The organism is Dyella flagellata (assembly GCF_030160275.1).
In the GTDB taxonomy this organism is placed as follows: domain Bacteria; phylum Pseudomonadota; class Gammaproteobacteria; order Xanthomonadales; family Rhodanobacteraceae; genus Dyella_B; species Dyella_B flagellata.
The window spans coordinates 162,996-177,657 of sequence record NZ_BSOA01000012.1 but is presented as its reverse complement, the minus strand read 5'-3'; the positions used below and the strand labels follow the sequence as shown (position 1 = coordinate 177,657).

At 63.0% G+C, this 14,662-nt stretch carries 15 protein-coding genes; 12 read left to right on the top strand and 3 right to left on the bottom strand.

Annotated features, from left to right (window positions below; all coding sequences use genetic code 11):
- Positions 1–13: 13 nt before the first annotated feature.
- Genes QQJ96_RS07185 through QQJ96_RS07175 form a run of 3 tightly spaced genes read right to left on the bottom strand, consistent with a single transcriptional unit; the run spans position 14 to position 2,685 of the window.
- Complete coding sequence (locus QQJ96_RS07185; protein WP_284331292.1) at positions 14–997, bottom strand: hypothetical protein; 984 nt, start codon at positions 995–997, stop codon at positions 14–16.
- The gene (locus QQJ96_RS07180) at positions 998–1,594 is read right to left on the bottom strand and encodes a response regulator transcription factor (protein WP_284331291.1); all 597 of its coding nucleotides are present in this window, start codon (positions 1,592–1,594) and stop codon (positions 998–1,000) included.
- Positions 1,594–2,685, bottom strand: a complete 1,092-nt coding sequence (locus tag QQJ96_RS07175) for a sensor histidine kinase (RefSeq protein ID WP_284331290.1) — start codon at positions 2,683–2,685, stop codon at positions 1,594–1,596. The genes QQJ96_RS07180 and QQJ96_RS07175 overlap by 1 nt, the downstream gene beginning before the upstream one ends.
- A gap of 204 nt (positions 2,686–2,889) precedes the next feature.
- Between QQJ96_RS07175 and QQJ96_RS07170 the strand changes: the two genes are divergently transcribed.
- From QQJ96_RS07170 to QQJ96_RS07115, 12 genes are all read left to right on the top strand, one after another.
- Complete coding sequence (locus QQJ96_RS07170) at positions 2,890–3,228, top strand: FliO/MopB family protein (protein ID WP_284331289.1); 339 nt, start codon at positions 2,890–2,892, stop codon at positions 3,226–3,228.
- Between the two features lie 381 nt (positions 3,229–3,609).
- Positions 3,610–5,676, top strand: coding sequence for a type III secretion system export apparatus subunit SctV (gene sctV / locus QQJ96_RS07165; RefSeq protein WP_284331288.1), 2,067 nt, complete (start codon positions 3,610–3,612; stop codon positions 5,674–5,676).
- 32 nt (positions 5,677–5,708) lie between these two features.
- Positions 5,709–7,706: a type III secretion system outer membrane ring subunit SctC gene (gene sctC / locus QQJ96_RS07160; RefSeq protein WP_284331287.1), complete on the top strand. Its 1,998-nt coding sequence runs from the start codon at positions 5,709–5,711 to the stop codon at positions 7,704–7,706.
- 27 nt (positions 7,707–7,733) lie between these two features.
- Positions 7,734–9,047 (top strand): FHA domain-containing protein, encoded by a 1,314-nt coding sequence (locus tag QQJ96_RS07155; RefSeq protein ID WP_284331286.1) that lies wholly within the window; start codon positions 7,734–7,736, stop codon positions 9,045–9,047.
- A gap of 90 nt (positions 9,048–9,137) precedes the next feature.
- Positions 9,138–9,515, top strand: coding sequence for a hypothetical protein (locus QQJ96_RS07150; protein WP_284331285.1), 378 nt, complete (start codon positions 9,138–9,140; stop codon positions 9,513–9,515).
- A gap of 25 nt (positions 9,516–9,540) precedes the next feature.
- Complete coding sequence (locus QQJ96_RS07145) at positions 9,541–9,951, top strand: hypothetical protein (RefSeq protein WP_284331284.1); 411 nt, start codon at positions 9,541–9,543, stop codon at positions 9,949–9,951.
- A 12-nt stretch (positions 9,952–9,963) separates the two neighbouring features.
- The gene (gene sctJ, locus QQJ96_RS07140; protein ID WP_284331349.1) at positions 9,964–10,749 is read left to right on the top strand and encodes a type III secretion system inner membrane ring lipoprotein SctJ; all 786 of its coding nucleotides are present in this window, start codon (positions 9,964–9,966) and stop codon (positions 10,747–10,749) included.
- Positions 10,739–11,428 carry a hypothetical protein gene (locus QQJ96_RS07135; RefSeq protein ID WP_284331283.1) on the top strand — a complete coding sequence of 230 codons (690 nt, stop codon included), beginning with the start codon at positions 10,739–10,741 and terminating at the stop codon, positions 11,426–11,428. The genes sctJ and QQJ96_RS07135 overlap by 11 nt, the downstream gene beginning before the upstream one ends.
- Positions 11,425–12,060, top strand: coding sequence for a FliH/SctL family protein (locus tag QQJ96_RS07130; RefSeq protein ID WP_284331282.1), 636 nt, complete (start codon positions 11,425–11,427; stop codon positions 12,058–12,060). Before QQJ96_RS07135 ends, QQJ96_RS07130 begins: the two co-directional genes overlap by 4 nt.
- Positions 12,044–13,384, top strand: coding sequence for a FliI/YscN family ATPase (locus tag QQJ96_RS07125; protein WP_284331281.1), 1,341 nt, complete (start codon positions 12,044–12,046; stop codon positions 13,382–13,384). Before QQJ96_RS07130 ends, QQJ96_RS07125 begins: the two co-directional genes overlap by 17 nt.
- Positions 13,381–13,875: a hypothetical protein gene (locus QQJ96_RS07120; protein WP_284331280.1), complete on the top strand. Its 495-nt coding sequence runs from the start codon at positions 13,381–13,383 to the stop codon at positions 13,873–13,875. Before QQJ96_RS07125 ends, QQJ96_RS07120 begins: the two co-directional genes overlap by 4 nt.
- A 13-nt stretch (positions 13,876–13,888) precedes the next feature.
- Positions 13,889–14,653, top strand: coding sequence for a type III secretion HpaP family protein (locus tag QQJ96_RS07115; protein WP_284331279.1), 765 nt, complete (start codon positions 13,889–13,891; stop codon positions 14,651–14,653).
- Positions 14,654–14,662 lie beyond the last annotated feature (9 nt).

Here is a 14,662-nt window from a genome sequence, read left to right as displayed (position 1 = left end):
GTGTCGTGCCCTTCTATGGGTTGCCGCGATGGGTCATGCGTACGCCCAGCCATTCGCCCAGCGCAACGATCACGCCTTCGCCACAGCGACGCTCGCCGAGAAAAATCTCGACCGTGTTGCCGAGCAGCGAGCTGTCGTAGCTGAGCACGCTGCCCGCTTGCAGGGCGCCTGCTTGTTCGGGGCTTAGGCTGAGCCGGGTCAAGCGAAAGCGTGGCCGACGGGCATCGACGGCGCTCGACAGCAGCGGTCGGGCCGCTATCGTCCATTGTCCGTTCCGGCGTTGCACCAGCCAGCCGGGGGGAAGGCCGAACATGCTGCGCGAGGTATCTCGGTCGGGCAGCAATTGCGCGTCGCAGTCTGCTCCTTCGCTGACGAACAGCACGTCGCCCAGCGACAGTTCCGCAGCGGTTGCCAGATCTAGCGCGCGACCCTGCAGCAGCAGATCGAACGTCAGCACCGTCGCGTCGCCGAGCATCGACAGTCTGGATGGATCGCGCTTCCAATCGGCGCAGGCGGCCAGCAGGCGGATCTCGGCCACTCCCAGGCCTAGCCAGCCTTGCACCGATTGACCCTCTTCGCCTTGCCAACTGAGCGCCAGCCACAGGGAAACGCTGTCCGCGCCGGCAGCCATGAATCGGCTAGCCACGAAACCACCGCCAAACACGCGGCCGAGTGCCTCAAGCATCGGCTCATGGGCAAGCGACCAAGCTAACAGGCGCGCGTCGCCGGCATAGTCCTGCCATTGCGCATCACCCAATGGATTGGCGGTCTGCTCCCGCTCCAGTGCAACCAGCAGCCGTCCGTGCGGGCCGTCGAGGCAGACGCGTGCCAGCGTTGCGGCGTGGCGCTGGCCAACGCCGGCGTGCAATTGAAGTGCGCCGTGATCCTTAAGCGCATTGCCGCGTGACAACAACACGCGTGCGGCTTCGCTTAGCGCTTCGCCGGCTTCGTCCGCCACCTGGCCGCGATCGATCATGAGCGTCGTGTCGCGCAGCATTCAGCTTTGCCCCAATACGACGCGGGTAAGCTCCACCACATTATGGGCTCCCAGCTTGGCCATCATGTTGGAGCGATGCAGCTCCACGGTCTTGGGGCTGATGTTCAATTCGTCGGCGATCACCTTGTTGAGCTTGCCGCTCATGATGCCGTCCAGCACCTGCCGTTCGCGGCGGGTGAGCTTGGACAACGCACCGGACGCCGCCTGCGGCGCATGATTGGCCAGTGCGGTATGGATGGCGTCGATCAACAGCGGCGCGTCGAACGGCTTTTCGATGAAATTGGCGGCACCGTGGCGCATCGCATCGACCGCCAGCGGCACGTCGCCGTGGCCGGTGACGAAAATCAACGGTATCGACAAGCCGCGATGAACCAGCTCCCCCTGCAATTCCAGGCCGCTCATGCCCGGCATGCGGATGTCGCTGACTATGCAGCTCCTTGAGGGCGGAGCCTCCCGCGCCAAGTCTTTCAGCAGTGCTGAGGCACTGGGAAAATCGCGGACCTGGAAGCTGGCTTGCTCGAGTATCCAAGTACAGGATTGACGAAATTCCTGGTGGTCGTCGACCAGGTAGACGCGGGTATCGAGCGCAGTCGTCATCAAGCCAGCCCTCGTGGCACGGTGAACACCAGCGCGGCACCTTGCCCGTTCTCGTGGTTCGGCTCGGCGAACAACCGGCCTTCGTGGTATTCGATGATGGAACGGCAGATCGCCAGTCCTATCCCCAGGCCGTCCGGCTTGGTGGTGTACATGGGCGTGAACAGCTGTCGCATGCCGTTCTCGTCGATGCCGCAGCCCTGGTCGATAACGCGAATTTCGACCATGTCCTCATCGTCCAGTCGCGCCGACAAGTGAATGCGCCGGTGCGCGGGCGCGGTACCGTGCATCGCTTCGATGGCGTTCTTGATCAGGTTCAACAGCACCTGCTCGATCATTACGCGGTCGGCGAAGATCGGCGGCAGGTCTTGCGGGATGCTGCTGACGATGTGCACTTGGTACTGCTCCGCTTCCAGGCGCAGCAGCTCGATAACCCCCCGGATCAGCGCGCGGGCATCCAGGTTCTGCCGGTGGGGTTCGCGACTGCGCACGAATTCACGGATGCTGCCGATGATCTGTGCCGCGCGCTCGGTCTGGCGTTTGGCCAGATGAATGCCCTGGCGCAGGCGCTGGTCTTCCGATTCGCCGTCGACGATCTGCTCGCAGCCCGACAGGTAGTTGATCGCCGCGGACAGCGGCTGGTTGAGTTCGTGCGCCAAGGTGGTGGCCATTTCACCCACGCTCATCATGCGCGAGGTGGAAAGCAGTTGCTCATGCTGCTCGCGATGCCGGCGCAGCACTTCGACGCACTCGCTGATGTTGATCAGGAACACGGCGTCGGCGCGATCGCCCAGCACCAGCTCGCGGCGCTCCATGCGATACCAGCGGCGGGTATCGGGTGCGAAGTAGATGCGCGCGCCGCTCTTGCCGTCCGTCGTTTCGAACGTGTTTTCAAAAGCTTCGCGCGTTGGCATGCCGGCAAGTTTGGGAAATTCCGCGCGGAAGGCGGCATTGCATGTCAGCGTGGCGTCAGGTTCGCGCCGAAATACGATGCATGGCCAAGGCAATGCGTCGATCAGCGCATAGCCTGGTCCCTCCATGCCGGATACATCCGCTGCGTGGATCTGTTTGCGGTCGAGTCGCGCCACAGGCATAGTCGCCTATCCTTGAATAACTTGGGTGTCGCTCCGGTGGTGGCGGCGCGACATTAGCTATTTGACTTATGCGGCCTCGATCACGGCCGTCTTTTTTCGTGCACCACTACATCGTGCAACCATCCACAAAGATAATCGAGCAGCTTGCGGTGTTATGTTTCAGGTGAAATGTCGAGTTCAAATTCAGCGGAGCGGGATAATGCCATGAAGAAACGACTATGCAACGTGCTGGTCGGCCTATTTTTGCCAAGTGCCGCCTTCGCGGCGGATGCCGCGGGGCATGACGGTTCGCTGTTGAGCCTGTTGGTGCCGTTGATTGCAGTGACTATGGCCATGCTCGCGATGCTGTGGTGGCTCAAGCGTGGCAAGGCGCTCAGCGGCAACGGTCCGCTCAAGGTGGTGCAAGCGGTAGCGGTGGGGACACGAGAACGCGTTGTGGTGCTTGATGCACAAGGGCGGAGATTAGTGATTGGCGTCACACCGAGCAAAATCGAACTGCTGGCGGAGTTGCACGCTGGGGACGAGCCTACAAAAAACAGATGAATTTTTTGTGATGGCGCACAAATGCGATGCGAATCACGTGTCATCTGAGATGCAATAACCAATTGCAGAAAATTTTCTTCGAATCTTTAATCCATTTAATTTTATGAATAACGAACCTAGGGTCGCCCCTAGGTTTCGCTTTTTGCAAACGCTGGTAGGTTCGCCTCCACTGATGCCGACAGGGGGCATTGGCCATGTGTAGGGAAGGTTTGAAGCCATGGCGGCGGCAAGGAGAAATCGGGGGGCGCAAGCCGCTCGGTTTGCGTGTTACCGCCCGCTGGAGCTGCACGTGTTGGCCAATCACGTTCCACTTCACATCGACATCTGCGCACCGCGGCGGCGAGCCCGGAGCTTGCGGTACGCAAGCAAGGTCGCCGGGTAATGGCGCTGGAGTCGATTCTTTCGCGGCTAGGCTCAAGCAGGGGCGGGTCGCGCAGCTATAGCGACCTGGTGCTGGTGGCCGGGGTCGTGGCGATCATCGGATTGATGATCCTGCCGTTGCCGATGGTTGGCATCGACGCGCTGGTAGCCTTGAACATGCTCATTGGCGTGGGTCTGCTGCTGGTCGCCATCTACATCCCCGCGCCGGTGGCCTTTTCCAGTTTTCCCAGCGTGTTGTTGCTGACTACACTGTTCCGCCTTGCGCTGTCGATTGCGATCACCCGCTCGATTCTGCTCAATGCCGACGGTGGCCGCATCATCGATACGTTCGGCAACATGGTAGTGGGCGGCAACCTGATCGTTGGCCTGGTGGTGTTCCTGATCATCACCGTGGTGCAGTTCATCGTGGTCGCCAAGGGCGCCGAACGCGTCGCCGAGGTGGCCGCGCGCTTCTCGCTCGATGCGATGCCAGGCAAGCAGCTATCGATCGATTCCGATCTTCGTTCGGGTTTGCTCGAAAAGGACGAGGCGCGCCGGCGCCGGCGATTGCTGGAAGTGGAAAGCCAGCTGCATGGATCGCTCGACGGCGCCATGAAATTCGTCAAGGGCGATGCGATCGCCGGCATGGTGATCATCATCATCAACTTGCTCGGCGGCCTGGGCGTGGGCGTGCTGATGCACGGCATGAGCCTGGACGACGCCATGCACACTTATAGCGTGCTTACCGTCGGCGACGGCCTGGTCGCGCAGATTCCAGCCTTGCTGGCTTCGATTTCGGCCGGCCTGATCGTCACGCGTACCGCCGGCGACGAGGAAGAACGAAATCTCGGCGCGATCATCGCCAAGCAGATCTCCAGCGAACCCCGCGTCATGATGATCGTCGGCTGCATCGCGCTGGGCATGATGCTGGTGCCTGGCTTCCCGCTGGTGGTCTTTCTTCCGATCGGCGTAGCGATGGTCGGCATGGCGTCATGGCGCATGCGCGAACGCGTTGGTGTGCTGCGCAAGCTGTTCAAGGTGCCGGAAAGCCAGGCCGAACTGCTGCCGCCGGATGTGGCCGACACCGATGCGCTGATGCCGCCGCCGGCCTTGTTGCTGGAAGTGAACATGGCGGCCTTGCAGGCGCTGGGCAGTGCCCAGGTGCGCAATTTATTCCGCCAGGTGGTCGGCAGTCTGCGCGAGGAATATGGCGTGCCGCTGCCCAAGCCTGCGCTACGTGCTGGCTTGAACTTGCCCGAGCAGGGCTATGCGCTATACGCCTACGGGGTGCGCATCGGCTACGGGGTGCTGAAACCGGAAGCATTGTTCTTGCCTGGGCGAGTGGCACTGCCGGCCCAGCCCCAGGGCGATGCCGCGTTGGTAAAGGAGGGCGTCGTCGGCTTTCCGGGACGCTGGGTGGCGCGCGACGGCAGTCATGGCGCGCGCGCACTCGAACCGCCGCAAATGCTACGTGAACATATCCGTCTCGCTTTGGAGCGGCATTTGTCGCTGTTCGTCGGTATCCAGGAGACGTCCAATCTTTCCAATGGCCTGAGCCGCGACTATCCCGACCTGGTCCGCGAGATGCTGCGCGTGGTGTCGCCACAGCGCGTTGCCGATGTGCTCAAGCGGCTGGTGGAAGAACGTGTACCGATTCGCCAGTTGCGCGATGTGTTCGAGGCGATCACCGATGCCGCCAGCCGCGAGAAGGACATCGTCCTGGTCGCCGAGTATGTGCGCATGTCGTTGCGCCGCCATATCAGCTATCGCTACGCCGACGACGACCACGTCTTGCGTGTGCTGGTCACACGCCCGGAATTGGAAGAGCGCCTGCGCCGCTCGGTGCACAACGGCCCAGCCGGCGCGCAGTTGGCGGTGGAGCCGGATCTGGCTGCGCGGCTGCTGACCCAGATCGGTGACTACGTCAGCGGCGAGCATGGTGCTTCGTTGGTGATGATCAGTTCGACCGACGTGCGCCGCCATCTGCGCAAGCTGACGGAGGCGGAGTACGCCGACATACCCGTGCTTTCTTATCAGGAGCTGGTACCGGACCTGCGTCTGGTACCGGTCGGACAACTTGTGGCTTGAAGCCGCGTATTTCCTTGCAACCGGAAACATTCATGACGAAAAAAATCAGGGGCGGATGGAGCATGAAGCTTGGTGCGCGGATCGGAGGTTCGCTATTGGTTCTGGGGTTGATGCTAGGCGCAACGAGCGCTTCGGCAACACCCATTCCTTTCAAGAAAGGCGTAGTCGAAATTCATGCGGACAAGAGCTTGCACGAATTTTTGCCGGACTTCTTCCATGACCAGGGGCTGGAGGTAGTGATGAGCCCGCAGGTCGCGTCAAGGTCCGGCACGCTCAACGGCGACTTCAAGGGCAGCTATGCGCAGGTGTGGCGCAAGCTTGCCGACAGCAATGGGCTGTTTGCGTATTGGGACGGTTCGGCCGTCTATGTCTATCTCAATACCGAACGCCAGACGGACTACACCAGCGTGCCCTTGCCGGTGGAGCAGCAGTTCCTGGCCGCCATGGCCAGCGTGAACTGGTCCGATGCCGCCAGTGGCGACATCTGGCGGCTGGAACCGAGCACCGGGCTGGTGATGATCACCGGCAGCAAGCGGTTTATCGATCAGGTGAAGCAGATGGCGCAGACCATCGCCGGCCTGGGCCAGAATCCCAGCCTGCGCTTCAAGTTCTATCCGCTGAAGTACGCCTGGGCTTCGGATACGACGATCACCGTCGGCAATCGTCAGGTCACCGTGCCCGGTGTTGCCACGGTGCTGCGGCAATTGGTGGGCGCCGCCGGCAACGATCAGTTCGGTGGCGCACACGAACGCCTGATTTCGGCGCGCCAGCCGGGGCTGCGTGGCCAGGGCCTGGCGGGCATGGGTCAGCAGCCGCCACCGCCATTGGGCAACTACACCGTGCCCGCGCAAAATAGTGACGACAGCGATGCGGCATCGTCGAATACGACGTCTTCGCAACCCTCGCAGCAGAACACATTGCAGTCCATCAATGGCCAAGGCGATAGCCGTATCGTCGCCGACAGTTTTCGCAACGCGATCATCGTGCGCGACACAGCCGATCGCATGTCCATGTATGACGAGCTGATCCGCCAGTTGGACGTCGCGCCGCAAATGGTGGAGATCGAAGCGACCATCATCGACGTGAACAAGCAGAAGGCGCGCTCGCTGGGTGTCAACTGGTTCTATAAGAACCGGGGCATTACGGGTGGCTTCACCAGCAACGGCCCCGCCACTGGGCAGACGGGGGACGCGGCCCAAATTGCGCTGGCCGCCGCCTTGGCGGGAGGAAAAAATAGCGCGGCGCTGTCGGACTTGGCCAGTTTGTTCGGCGGCGGCGGTCGGATCGGCGCCATCCTGGGCGATCCCGCGCATTTCATCGTGAACGTGGATGCACTGGAAGCCGATGGCGTGACGCATATCGTGACGCATCCGCAGGTGATCACCATGAACGATACCGAGGCGGTCATCCAGAGCAACCAGACCGTCTACGTGCCGGTGTCGGGTGCCTACAACTCCGACTTATACAACGTCGTGGCCGGTACCACGCTGCGTGTGACGCCGCATCTGGTCGAAGAGAACGGCAAGCTGCACATCCGTTTGGCAGTGCAGATCGACGACGGCAACATCACCTTTACGTCGGCCGATTCGCAAGGCGTGTCGTATCCGATCGTCAACAACAATGCGGTGAATACGCAGGCGGTGATCGAGGATGGCCAGGGCCTGCTGCTGGGTGGCCTGATCCAGGACACCGGCAGCAATGCCACGCAAAAGATTCCGGTACTCGGCAATATTCCGGTGCTCGGTTATCTGTTCAAGACGGTGCAGAAACAGCGCGCGCATACCGAACGGCTGTTTCTGATCACGCCGCGCCTGATCGCGCTCAATCAGATCAGCGGGCAGGAAACCCCAAGTTCGTCGAAGGTGACGATCGAATCGCAGCAGCAGATCGACGACCAGGATGCGAAGAAGACCGGCTGGTGGCGGTTCGACAATCCGCAGCCGGCCACGCAGCCGCAGCCGTCCAGCGCGCCGATTCCGCCGCAACCACCCCTGCCCGTGACCCCTACAGTCGCGCCACGCACTCACTAATGGAGCCGGATTTCAGACCGCCAAGCCATGAACAGCCAAGTCGCCCCTCGAACGCCTAGCAAGGAACGGCCGGCACCACGCGTGCAGTTGCGTTTGCGCGTGTTCAGCGGCGTGCATGCCGGCGCGGAATTCCGCCTGCCCGAACGCGGCATCCTGATGGTCGGCCAGGCGGATGACTGCGACCTGATTCTTGGCGATGCCGAGATCGGCGATCATCATTGCGTGCTCACCGTAGTCGGCGATCAGGTGCTGCTGCGCGCCTTGAACGGTGAGGTGGAAATCCAGGAGCGGCGGATCGCGGACGGCGAAAACGTCGCGCTTGAACCCTTCACCATGGTGCGCCTGGGCAAGGTGCAGTTCGCTATCGGACCGCACTGGAGCGAACGCTGGCTGAGCTTCGACAACGCAGTGGACCATACGGCGGCCAGCGCGACGGAAAAGCAGCTGGCGAGCCGGCGGCGCGGGGTGCTGGCGATCGCCGGCTTGCTGCTGGCCTTTGCGCTGGTGGTGCTGCTGGGCAGTTGGAAGGTGAGCCACCCTGCGGATGTCCATCCACACAGCGCTAGCGATCAGCTCGACACAACGCGGAACATCCTGCATCAGATGTCGCTGCAGCATGTCGTCGCCAACATCGACGACGGCGACCGGCTGGTCGTGCACGGCGTGGTGGGCAATGCCGCGCAGCTGCCCGAACTCAAGCGAAAACTTTCCGCGGCCGGCCTGACCACCGTGCTGGCAGTGCGTGACTGGCCGAGTGTCGCCAAGCAGGTGAAGGATATCTTCGGCATGCATGGTTACACGGTGGAAACGCAGTTGCTGGATCAAGGGCTGATCGAGGTCGATGGTCACTTTGGCGATCCGGACACTACCGAGCGCGTGAAGCGGGAGGTGCTCGGTTCGGCCGACATGCAAAGCCTCAATGGCGACGTGGGTCTCAATCTGGCCTTGCGCAATTACGACGAGCGCAAACCTGAGGCGCCCAAGCTGGACCAGGGCAAGCTCATCCAGCACGTGAGCAGTGGCGCGGACAGCTACGTGGTGACGCGTGATCAGTCGCGCTACTACCCAGGCAGCAGTTTGCCGCAGGGTGGCATTTTCGTCGGCGTCACCAGCGACCAGAACATTCTGCTGCGCATGCCCGACAACACTTATATGCAACTGAACAGGGACGACAAATACATGACGCCGCATCCCCTGGGTGACATGAATTCGATCGATATGCAGCGTTTGATGCCGGCCGCGTCAAGCAGCAGTGCAACCCCAGTTGCTTCCGGCGCCGCCGCGCCATCGGCCGCCAAAGCCGCTCCCGCGAAGGAGGCGCAAGCGCCCGACCATCGTTGAGTGGCAAGCCATACGAAGTGGCCAGATGCTGCCGCTTCGATTCCCCGGAGCCCGCCCATCAGTGAGCCCCCCACCAGGCAGGAGACGACAATGAGCAGCAACGCGATCAGTTCAAACAGCAACAGCCAGTTCCTCAATACCACGATTGCCAACGGCGCGGCCTCGGCCGGCCAGGGCGTCAGCAGCGATCAGTCCAACAGCTGGTTCGAAGCCTTGGCCAAGGCTTGGGGCAACGCGCTGGACCAGCAGGCCAACAAGGTCACCGCCTTGTCCGACCAGGTCAGTGCCGGGTCCGACGCCGGCGTGAACGGCCAGGCCGGCAGCCCGAACGGCGGATCGGACAATCCCTCGACGCTCACCCAGCTCACGGCGGAGAGCCTGAAGATGCAGTTCCTGTCGACCAGTGCATCCACCTCGACCAATGCCGTCGGCCAGGCCTTGAGCACCCTGGGTCAAAAGCAGGGTTGAGCGTATTTTGCCAGGAGGTCTTCACATGAATGTGCTACCGACTCAAATGGTCAACGTCGCCGATTTTGCCGCGACGCCCGGCGCCGGCGCGGCCACCGCGCCGGCGCATATCGACGATATCGCGAAGTTCCGCCAGTCCTTCGCCGACGCCGCGCCAGCGAATGTCAATCAGGCGCAACCCGTGGCGCCGGTGCCGCAGGAGCTTTCAGCCAGCGTCAAGGCCGTGCTGGGCCAGTTCGATTCGCTCAACAGCCAGGCCAGCCAGCTGGGCCAGCTGGCCAACGGCATGCGCAGCAGCGGCCGCGACCTGGCACCTAGCCAGATCATCGACATGACGATGCGCTGCCAGGAAATGGTGTTCCAGGCGGAGATGACTTCGAACGTCGCCAATCGGAGTTCCGACGGCGTGCAGCAGCTGTTCCGCCAACAGTCCTGAGGTGCTGGCGTGATGCCCAAGCGGATGTTCTACAAAGCCTGCCGGTTGGCAGCCCTGGTGCTTGCATTGGGGCTGCTGGTCGGCTGTTCGCGCGAGGTCTTGTACAACAAGCTCGATGAACAGCAGGCCAACGAAGTGATTGCCGCGCTGCTGAACAATGGCATCGATGCGGACAAGCGTCCGGCCGAGCGTGGCGATGGCTGGCAGGTGGTGTTGGATCGCCACGATATGCCGGCCGCGGTGGCGGTGCTGCGGGACCAGGGGCTGCCGCACCAAAGCATCGACAACATCGGCCAGGTGTTCAAAAAGGACGGCTTCGTTTCCTCGCCGCTGGAAGACAAGCAGCGCTTCATCTACGCGCGCGAGCAACAGCTTGGCCATACGCTGCGGCAGTTCGATGGCGTGGTCGATGCCTATGTGTATTTGTCGATCCCGGACAAGAGCCCGATCGATGACAAACCGCCCGGCGGCTCCGCCTCGGTAGTCATCATCACGCGTCCGAATGCCGGTATCGAAGGCCGCGCGCCGGATATCAAGGCGGCCGTCATGAACGGTACCGAAGGACTCACCGATGCCAGCCGTGTCACCGTGCAATTCTTCCAGCGCACGCCGACCGAATTGCCGCAAGCTGCCAGTAACACGGGCCTGCTGCGTAGCGAGCTGACGTCCTTGGCGATGATCGGGCTGGCGGTATTGGTGCTGTTGCTAGCAGGTGTGGTGCTGTGGCGCAATCGCGGCGCATTGCTGGGCGGGCGGCCACGCTCGCTGGCGCGCTCGGGCGTGTCGCATGAACGTTGAATGCAGCGAGCGCCAGCGGCACGCGCGGGCGCTGCTCGACGCCGTGCATCCGGCGCACTGCGCGAATGTTCCTGAGCCACTGTTGCAGCGGGCGCTGCAGTCGCCGGTCGGCCGACGGCATCTGGCGCGGACTGTCTTGCGCCAGGCGCCCGATGTGTTCGCCCCCGATCACGAACGATGGCAGGCCTGGCAGGACGACGAGCCTTGGCTGCAATGGCCGCAAGCGCGTTTGTATGCCTTTACCCGGGAATTGGGCGCGATCTCCCTCGGGCCGGCGTTGCGCATGCTGGTCGAGCGCAATGCCGTGCTGTTCGTGCGCGATGCACTGGGTTTGGCAACCTGGCGGCGGGCGCAGAGTGCCCAGCCGTGGCCGGGTTCGGCGCCGGAGGCAGTGCGGCAGATGGGCAGTGCCGTTTTGCAACGCTGTGGCCGCGACGGGCAAGCATTGAGCGATGCGGTCCATGGGCGCGGCATGATCGAATTCCTGGGCCATGCCGAACGACGGGATGAGCGTCTCGCGGCGCGACTGGCGTTGGCCTATGCACAAGCGCCGCTACGTCCATGCCGCGGGGATTGCTGGCTGCCAAACGCGGCGATTCCCGCACTGCTGGTCGAGCAACAGGCTTTGGACGAGGAGGCTTCGGTCGCACTGGTGGCCGCGGAAGGACGAACCGAATGAACGCATTGCTTACCGATCACGAACGCTTTCAGCTGTATGTCACGGCCGGCGTGATTCCTGCGGCGGCGTGGACGCCGCTTGGTGAAGCGCAACGTATCGTCGAGCAGGCCAATGAGTTGTTGCGCCAGGCTCAGGCCGAGCGCGAGCAGATCTTTGCCCAGGCCAGGCGTGAAGGTCTGATCGAGGGACGTGAAGCCGGCTTGCGCGAATGCGCTCAAGCCCTGCAGGCGCTGGTCGATGCGCGCTCCGCCGCCACCGCGGAACTGCGCAAGCGTGCTGCGGATGTCGCGATCGGCGTAGTGAAGCATATCGCGCCGGCGATCGGTGCCGAGCGGCTGGTCGCTGCGCTGGTGGCCGAAGCCATGCAAAAGCTGGTGTTCGAACCGCATCTGCTGGTGCGCATTCATCCGGACATCGTCGCGCAGGCGCGCAGCGAAGTGGCCGCGTTGGGTGCGGCCGCCGCACCGGACATCGAAATCATCGGCGATCCGAACCTGGATCGCTTCGATTGCATCATCGAATCGGCAGGCGGGATCGTGCGCGCGGGCTTCAACGAACAGCTCGAACAGGCAAGGGTGATCCTTGCCGCCGCGGAGAAGACGGGCGGAGGGCGGCGTGAACGCGCGGACTGACGAACGGCTGCCGTCGCAAGACAGCGACGATCCGTTGCTGCGCGCCCTCAGCCGGCGCGACACCTTGCAACATGTGGGGCGCGTTGCGGAAGCCTATGGCACTTTGGTGCGCGCTACCGGCGTGCGTGCGGCGATCGGCGAACTTTGCCTGCTGGAGCAGAGCGATACCGGCTTCAGCCTGCCCGCCGAAGTGGTAGGTGTATCGCAGCAGCAGACTTTGCTGACGCCGCTCGGTCCGCTGGAGGGCATTTCCACCGCCACCACCGTGACCGCCACCGGCAAACAGGCCACCGCGCCGGCGGGCCAGAGCCTGCTGGGTCGTGTGATCGATGCACATGGCGAGCCCCTGGATGGCTTAGGCCCGTTGTTGGATGTTGAGAGGGTGCCGCTGTATGCCGATTCACCCAATCCCTTCACCCGGCAAGCGATCGACGAGCCGCTGCCGACCGGCGTGCGCGCGATCGACGCGACGTTGACCATCGGCCGTGGCCAACGCACCGGCATCTTCGCGGTGGCCGGCGGTGGCAAGAGCACCTTGCTTGGCATGCTGGCGCGTAACGCGCAATCGGATGTGAATGTGATCGTGCTGGTGGGCGAACGCGGTCGCGAGGTTGGCGAATTCCTGCATGACAGCCTGGGCGAAGAAGGCTTGAAACGCAGCGTGCTGGTGGTCGCCACCTCGGATCGTCCGGCCTTGGAGCGCAGCCGCGTAGCCTGGCTGGGTACCGCTATCGCCGAATACTTTCGCGACTGCGGCAAGAATGTGCTGCTGATGATGGATTCAGTGACGCGTTTTGCGCGTGCGCTGCGCGACGTCGGCCTGGCGATGGGCGAGCCGCCGGCGCGGCGCGGTTTTACGCCATCGGTGTTTTCCGCCTTGCCGCGCCTGTTCGAGCGCGCAGGCACCAACGACAAGGGTTCGATTACCGCTTTCTATACCGTGCTGATGGAGGACGAGGACGGCAGCGATCCGATTGCCGAGGAAGTCCGCTCGATCCTGGATGGACACATCTATCTGTCACGCCGCCTGGCGCAGGCCAATCACTATCCGGCTATCGACGTGCTCGCCAGTGCCAGCCGCCTGATGCCGCGCGTAACGCCGCAAACCCAGCAACGTGCAGCCGGCGCGCTGCGGCGCTACCTGGCCAAGTACCGCGAGATCGAGATGTTGCTGCAACTGGGTGAATACAAGCCCGGCGGCGATGCCGATGCGGATACGGCCATCGCGCGGATCGACGCCATCCATCAATTGCTGCGCCAGGATACGCACGAGCATGCGGAGTTCACCGGCACACGCAACAAGCTGATCGGAGTTTGCGCATGAGCCACGGCGCCGACAAGTTCCCGCTCGAACCCCTGTGCAAGGTGAGAGGGATGCGCTTGCGCAAGCTGGAGACGGAAATGAAGGCCTGCCGCGAACACTGGAGCGCCGCCGAGCGCCAGCGCGTCGAGGCTACCGAGCAATGGGAATTATCGGTGCGGCAGCGGCTGGATTTTGCCGAGGCTTCGTGGCACGAGCTGTTCGATCACGGGCCGGCTACGGGAGAGGCGATGAGCCGGCATGAACATCATCTTGCGTGGCTGGATCAGATCATCGCGCAAAGGCGTGGCGAGCTGGAGCAGCGTTCGCAAGTGTGTACAGAGGCTGCTGCCGCCTTGGACCTGGCCGCCATCGCCTGGCGGCGGGCGCACGGCAAGCTCGATGCTTTGGGCGAAATGAAGCAGGAATGGCTGCGGGAGTCGCGCAGCCAGCAGGCGCTGCGCGAGGAGCACAGCTTGGAAGAGCTGTTGCTGCGCCGGACCACGTCACGCTGAGGTCGATATGCATATGCCATCTTCAACGCCACCTTCATCCACTTCGACGGGCCAGGCCAGTCGGCGTGGCGCGCGCGAAACCCACAGCAAGGCCACGCTCCATGGCGAGCACGAAAACGTGCAGCGCTTCCGCACACTGATGCATGGCAAGCCGCCCTCGGCGGACAGCTCCGGGCAAAACGGAGCGGACGAGAACGACGCTGTAGATGTCGATATGGGCGCCGATGAAAGTGCCGATGCCAACGAGCTGCCGCCCGACCAGGAACAAGCCTTGCGCAATCTGCTGCAGCGGCAGCTGGATGAGGGCAGGGCGCAGTCACCCGTGCTCGCTGGGCGTGATCAGCACGACGAAGGCAACAGCGATCAGCAGGATGAGCATCGCGGAGGTGATCAAGCCGCGGCGAATATCGGCATGCAAACTCTGCATCTGGCGCAGCAAGCGGTCAACGCGAACGCGGAGCAGGCGCCAGCGAGGCATGCGGCCATGGCTCCGGCCTTGGCCGAATTGATCGAGCGTCATGTGAAGCAGCTGCTGGTGCCTGACGCAAGCAGCCGCAGCACGGCGCAATCGCGCGAGATCATGATCACCTTGAAGGATGGCCTGCTGCCCGGCACCGAGCTGTGGCTGAGCCGCACCAGCAGTGGCTGGAAGCTGCGTGCCGATACCCGCTCCAGCACGGCTTATCGCAGCCTGCTCGAAGGGGCGCCGCAATTGATCGAACGCTTCGCACAGAGCAAGCTGGGCGAGTTGGAAGTCTGTCCAAGCCTGCTTACCTGAGTTCGCAGC

Excerpts from the sequence above, each read along its gene's own strand:
- QQJ96_RS07185 (WP_284331292.1), bottom strand. The coding sequence starts at position 997 with ATGCTGCGCGACACGACGCTCATGATCGATCGCGGCCAGGTGGCGGAC.
- QQJ96_RS07180 (WP_284331291.1), bottom strand. The coding sequence starts at position 1,594 with ATGACGACTGCGCTCGATACCCGCGTCTACCTGGTCGACGACCACCAG.
- QQJ96_RS07175 (WP_284331290.1), bottom strand. The coding sequence starts at position 2,685 with ATGCCTGTGGCGCGACTCGACCGCAAACAGATCCACGCAGCGGATGTA.
- QQJ96_RS07170 (WP_284331289.1), top strand. The coding sequence starts at position 2,890 with ATGAAGAAACGACTATGCAACGTGCTGGTCGGCCTATTTTTGCCAAGT.
- sctV (WP_284331288.1), top strand. The coding sequence starts at position 3,610 with ATGGCGCTGGAGTCGATTCTTTCGCGGCTAGGCTCAAGCAGGGGCGGG.
- sctC (WP_284331287.1), top strand. The coding sequence starts at position 5,709 with ATGACGAAAAAAATCAGGGGCGGATGGAGCATGAAGCTTGGTGCGCGG.
- QQJ96_RS07155 (WP_284331286.1), top strand. The coding sequence starts at position 7,734 with ATGAACAGCCAAGTCGCCCCTCGAACGCCTAGCAAGGAACGGCCGGCA.
- QQJ96_RS07150 (WP_284331285.1), top strand. The coding sequence starts at position 9,138 with ATGAGCAGCAACGCGATCAGTTCAAACAGCAACAGCCAGTTCCTCAAT.
- QQJ96_RS07145 (WP_284331284.1), top strand. The coding sequence starts at position 9,541 with ATGAATGTGCTACCGACTCAAATGGTCAACGTCGCCGATTTTGCCGCG.
- sctJ (WP_284331349.1), top strand. The coding sequence starts at position 9,964 with ATGCCCAAGCGGATGTTCTACAAAGCCTGCCGGTTGGCAGCCCTGGTG.
- QQJ96_RS07135 (WP_284331283.1), top strand. The coding sequence starts at position 10,739 with ATGAACGTTGAATGCAGCGAGCGCCAGCGGCACGCGCGGGCGCTGCTC.
- QQJ96_RS07130 (WP_284331282.1), top strand. The coding sequence starts at position 11,425 with ATGAACGCATTGCTTACCGATCACGAACGCTTTCAGCTGTATGTCACG.
- QQJ96_RS07120 (WP_284331280.1), top strand. The coding sequence starts at position 13,381 with ATGAGCCACGGCGCCGACAAGTTCCCGCTCGAACCCCTGTGCAAGGTG.
- QQJ96_RS07115 (WP_284331279.1), top strand. The coding sequence starts at position 13,889 with ATGCCATCTTCAACGCCACCTTCATCCACTTCGACGGGCCAGGCCAGT.